This window comes from Sandarakinorhabdus sp. (assembly GCF_031422795.1).
Classification (GTDB): domain Bacteria; phylum Pseudomonadota; class Alphaproteobacteria; order Sphingomonadales; family Sphingomonadaceae; genus Sandarakinorhabdus.
The window spans coordinates 1-5,267 of record NZ_JANPML010000267.1 but is presented as its reverse complement, the minus strand read 5'-3'; the positions used below and the strand labels follow the sequence as shown (position 1 = coordinate 5,267).

At 63.8% G+C, this 5,267-nt stretch carries 3 protein-coding genes; all 3 read left to right on the top strand.

What is annotated here, in order from left to right; translation table 11 throughout:
- Nucleotides 1-325 precede the first annotated feature (325 nt).
- Complete coding sequence (locus RMO81_RS09635) at nucleotides 326-1,954, top strand: alpha-D-glucose phosphate-specific phosphoglucomutase (RefSeq protein WP_310475630.1); 1,629 nt, start codon at nucleotides 326-328, stop codon at nucleotides 1,952-1,954.
- A gap of 223 nt (nucleotides 1,955-2,177) precedes the next feature.
- Nucleotides 2,178-2,957, top strand: coding sequence for a sulfite exporter TauE/SafE family protein (locus tag RMO81_RS09630; RefSeq protein ID WP_310475629.1), 780 nt, complete (start codon nucleotides 2,178-2,180; stop codon nucleotides 2,955-2,957).
- Between the two features lie 55 nt (nucleotides 2,958-3,012).
- Nucleotides 3,013-5,267 (top strand): VPS10 domain-containing protein (locus RMO81_RS09625; RefSeq protein ID WP_310475628.1); only part of this gene is annotated, 2,255 nt, incomplete at its 3' end.

Sequence of the window (5,267 nt, the reverse complement as noted above, 5' to 3'; positions counted from 1 at the left end):
TGCGACGGCACGCCGGTAACGGTCGTTGCCCGCCCGCCGCGCCACGGGCCGACCTGCCGGTAATGCAGGCCCGCCCACTGCAGCGGATCATGCGCCTGCGCGATGGCGGGTGCGGCCGATATCTGGGGCAGGGCGGCAAGGCTGGCCAACAAGATGGCCCGGAACAGCATGTGCTTCATCGATCAACCCCGGATTTCAGTGCTTCGTACCAAAACAGGACTCAAGCCGATGCGCCGGCAAATGACAAGCCGGCTCTGGCCTTGCCTGATGCGTATGTCGGCTTCTAGAGGAACAGGGAAGGCGACCACGCACGGGCAGGCAGGCAATGACCATCATCACCCATTCGACCACGCCCTTTCCCGGCCAGAAACCGGGCACATCCGGATTGCGCAAAAAGGTGCGGGTGTTCAGCCAACCAGGCTATGCCGAAAACTTCATCCAGTCGGTGTTTGACGTGGTGGAACGGCCTGCAGGCGCCACGTTGGTGATCGGCGGTGACGGCCGCTATCACAATCGGGTGGTGATCGCCCAGGCCATCAGCATGGCGGCGGCCAATGGCTATGGCCGGGTGCTGGTCGGTCAGGGCGGCATCCTCTCCACCCCGGCGGCCAGCCATGTCATCCGCAAATATGCTGCCAGCGGTGGCCTCATCCTGTCGGCCAGCCACAATCCGGCCGGGCCAGACGAGGATTTCGGCATCAAATACAATATCGCCAATGGCGGCCCGGCGCCGGAAGCGGTGACCGATGCGATCTTTGCCCGCACGCAGGCGATCGATCGCTGGCTGTCGGTCGCGGGTGACGTTGATCTTGATCGCATCGGCACCAGCAACGTGGGCGGCATGATCGTCGATGTGATCGATCCGGTCGCCGATTATGCCGAATTGATGGAAAGCCTGTTCGATTTCGCCGCCATCCGCCGCGCTGTCGCCGCCGGTTTCACCATGGCCTTTGACGCGATGAGCGCCGTGACCGGGCCGTATGCGGTGGAGATCCTGGAACGGCGGCTGGGCTTTGCGACGGGCACGGTGCGAAACGGCACCCCGCTGGAGGATTTCGGCGGCCATCACCCCGATCCCAATCTGGTCCACGCCAAGGCGCTGTATGATACGATGATGGCCGCCGATGCGCCCGATTTCGGCGCGGCATCGGATGGCGATGGTGATCGCAATCTGATCATCGGTCGGCACCGCTTCATCACCCCGTCGGATTCGCTGGCGATGCTGGCGGCCAATGCCCATCTGGCGCCGGGCTATGCTGGCGGCTTGAAAGGCATTGCCCGTTCCATGCCGACCAGCGCAGCCGCAGACCGGGTGGCGGCGGCGCTGGGCATCCCCTGTTTTGAAACCCCCACCGGGTGGAAATTCTTCGGCACGCTGCTTGATGCGCAGCTGGCCACGATCTGCGGTGAAGAAAGTGCCGGCACCGGTTCCGATCATGTCCGCGAAAAGGACGGGCTGTGGGCGGTACTGCTGTGGCTCAACATACTGGCGGTGCGCGGCATCAGCGTCAATGCGCTGGCCCGCGAACACTGGGCGCGATTTGGCCGCAATTATTATGCCCGCCATGATTATGAAGCCGTCGACAGCGACCGCGCCAATGCCCTGATGGCCGAACTGGCTGCCAGCCTGGCCAGCCTGCCGGGCCGCCATTTCGGCCCGCTCAGCGTGGCTGCTGCCGACAGTTTCAGTTATACCGATCCGGTTGATGGCGCGATCAGCGCCAACCAGGGCCTGCGCGTGCTGTTTGCTTGCGGATCGCGCATCGTTTTCCGCCTGTCGGGCACTGGCACCGAAGGCGCGACATTGCGCGTCTATCTCGAAGCGTTTCAGCCGCACGACGGCGCCATCGACCGTGAAACCGGCGACATGCTGGCCGATCTGATCGCTGCCGCCGATGGCATCGCCGGCATCGCCCGCCACACCGGTCGGACCCTGCCCGACGTAGTGACCTGACAAGTCACCATTAAGCCAAGCCCAAGCGCGGCTTGTCGCAGCCGAGAAATTGATTGCCGCAAAATCCGGCAATTCGGGCGGCCCCGGCGATTTAATTCGCCACAATCACCTGTTACCAACGCGGCTTCGCCTGTTCGGGCGGACAACAGGGATTGGCCATGCAGATCATCAGCCAGCAGCAAACAGCCCGGTGCCAGGCACGGCCGGGATTCGGGCTGATCTGATGGAATTGCCTGATCTTACGATTGAATTTGTCCAGGCGCTGCTGCCTTTCGTTGCGGTTGGTTTTGTGGCGCAACTGGTCGATGGCGCGCTGGGCATGGCCTTTGGCCTGATCACCAACCTGATGCTGGTGGGCGTGGTCGGTCTGGCGCCGGCCCGGGCATCGGCCAATGTGCATCTGGTGGAATGCTTCACCACGGCGGCTTCGGCGGTCAGTCACATCATCTATCGCAACGTCGATTGGGGCTTGCTGGCCAGGCTGGCGATCCCGGGGATGATCGGCGGGGCAGCCGGGGCCTATCTGCTGTCGAACATCGATGCCACCTTCGCGCGGCCGTTCGTGATGGTCTATCTGGCCGGCATTGGCGTCTATCTGTTGTGGCGGGCGTGGCGGCTGGACCATGGCCCACCGGCGCGGCCACCGCGGCTGGTGCCGCCGCTCGGCCTGGTGGGTGGGTTCCTCGATGCCGCTGGCGGCGGCGGCTGGGGCCCGATTGTTACCTCCAACCTGCTGATCCAGGGCGCCTCGCCGCGCACCACCATCGGCACCGTGAACACCGCCGAATTTCTGGTGACGATGGCGATTTCGGCCAGCTTCGTCACGCAATTGGGGATGTCGGCGTTTTCGACGGCTGTTGTCGGGCTGATCATCGGCGGGCTGTTGGCCGCGCCGTTGGGTGCCATCATTGCCAGCCGGATCCCGGCGTTCCGCCTGCTGGTGCTGGTGGGCTTCGTGCTGCTGGCGAGCAGCCTTTACAATCTGTGGCATGCACTGAACTAGAGCGATTGCCTCCTGCTCTCCGGATGCTACGAATGGCAAAACGGAGAGAATGATCATGCGCGCAAATTTGCTGGTGGCTGTGGGTGTTGCGGCGCTGGTGGCGGGGCAGGCAGGTGCAGCGGAGACGGCACCAGCAAAGACAGAGAATGGGCCAGTGACTGGGGTCGAAGCCTATTTCACTGGCCTGAAATGGCGCAACATCGGCCCGGCGCGCGGCGGCCGCTCCATCTCGGCAAGCGGCAGCGTCAGCCGAGTCAATGAATATTGGTTTGCCGCTGCCGGCGGCGGCCTGTGGAAGACGACCGACGGCGGCACCAGCTGGCAGCCGATGACCGACGGCAAGACCGATACAGCGGCGTTTGGCGGCGTCGCCGTGTGCGAGGCCGATCCCGACGTTGTTTATGCCACCACCGGTGAAGCACAATTGCGCGGCAACGTGCTGCCCGGCAACGGCGTGTGGAAAACCAGCGATGCCGGCAAGACCTGGGCCAAGATCGGTCTGGCCGACGTCCACAACTTCAGCCGCGTGCGCATCCACCCCAAGGATTGCGACACGGTGTTTGTTGGCGGCTTTGGCCATTATGGCGCCGACAATCCCGATCGCGGCGTGTTCCGTACCAAGGACGGCGGCAAAAGCTGGAGCAAGATCCTCTACCGCGACGCCAAGACCGGCGCGGTCGACATCAGCATTGATCCCAGGAACCCCGACGTGATCTATGCCGCGCTGTGGGAGGCGTGGCGCAAGCCGTGGGGCATGTCGAGCGGCGGGCCGGGCAGCGGCCTGTTCAAGAGCAGCGACGGCGGCACCACCTGGGCGGAAATCAGCCGCGCACCGGGCCTGCCCAAGGACGGCCTGCTCGGCAAGATCGGGGTGAGCGTTTCGCCGGTCGATGCAAATCGCGTTTATGCCATCATCGAACACGACGCGGCGGGCGGGGTTTATGCCAGCAACGATGGTGGCGCGACCTGGGAAAAGCGCAACGACAGCCGTGATCTGCGCCAGCGCGCCTTTTACTACACGCGCATCGTCGCCGATCCGAAGGACAAGGAGCGCGTTTACGTGCTCAACGTCAATTTCCACCGCTCCGATGATGGCGGCAAGACATTTCCGAAGAAGATCAAGGTGCCGCACGGCGACAATCACGATCTGTGGATTGCCGCCGACAACAATGCCCGCATGGTGCAGGCCAATGATGGCGGCGCCAACGTATCGGTGAACGGCGGCACCAGCTGGACGAAGCAGAATTTCCCGACGGCGCAAATCTATCGCCTCGGCCTGACCGCGCACAAACCTTATTATGCCTGCGGCGGCCAGCAGGACAACAGCACCATCTGCGTGCCGTCGCGCAGCTGGGGCAATCAGAACGTGCTGGGCGGCCTGTATGGTATCGCGGCGGGCGGCGGTGAAAGCGGCTATGTCGCGCCCGACCCGCGCAATCCCGATATCTATTATGCCGGCAGCTATGGCGGCCTGCTCACCCGCTATGATCACCGCACCGGGCAAAGCCGCACCATCACCGTGCGGCCCGACAATCCCATGGGCTACAGCGCCATCGACGTTGCCGAGCGGTTCCAATGGACCTTCCCCATTGTGTTTGATCCGCACGATGCCGGCACTCTGTATGTGACATCGCAGCATGTCTGGCGCAGCCGCAACGAAGGCCAGAGCTGGGAGAAGATCAGCCCGGATCTGACCGCGCATGATCCGGCCACGCTGGGGCCGTCGGGCGGGCCGATCACGCGCGATCAGACCGGCGTTGAAACCTATGCCACCGTGTTTGCGCTGGCGCCGTCGCGGCTGGAAAAGGGCGTGATCTGGTCCGGCTCTGATGATGGCCTGGTGCACATCACCCGCGATGGCGGCGCGACCTGGGCCAATATCACCCCGCCCAGTCTGCCAAAGTTCACCAAGATCACCACGGTGGAAGACAGCCCCCACAACCCGGGCACGGCCTATGTGGTTGGTCACCGTTTTTTGATGGATGATTTCGCGCCGATCGCGTGGAAGACCAGCGATTACGGCAGGACCTGGGTGCAGATCGCCGCCGGCCTGCCCGCCGACGAGATGGCGCGATCGATCCGTGAAGACACCAAGCGCGCCGGCCTGCTTTACCTCGGCACCGAACGCGGGGTGTGGACCAGCTTTGATGGCGGTACATCCTGGAACAAGCTGCAGGCCAATCTGCCCGCGGTGCAGGTTTCAGATCTGGCGGTGACCGATCATGATCTGGTGATCTCCACCCACGGCCGCAGTTTCTGGGTGATGGACAATATCGACGTGCTGCGCCAGGTGAGCCCGGCTGCCAAACC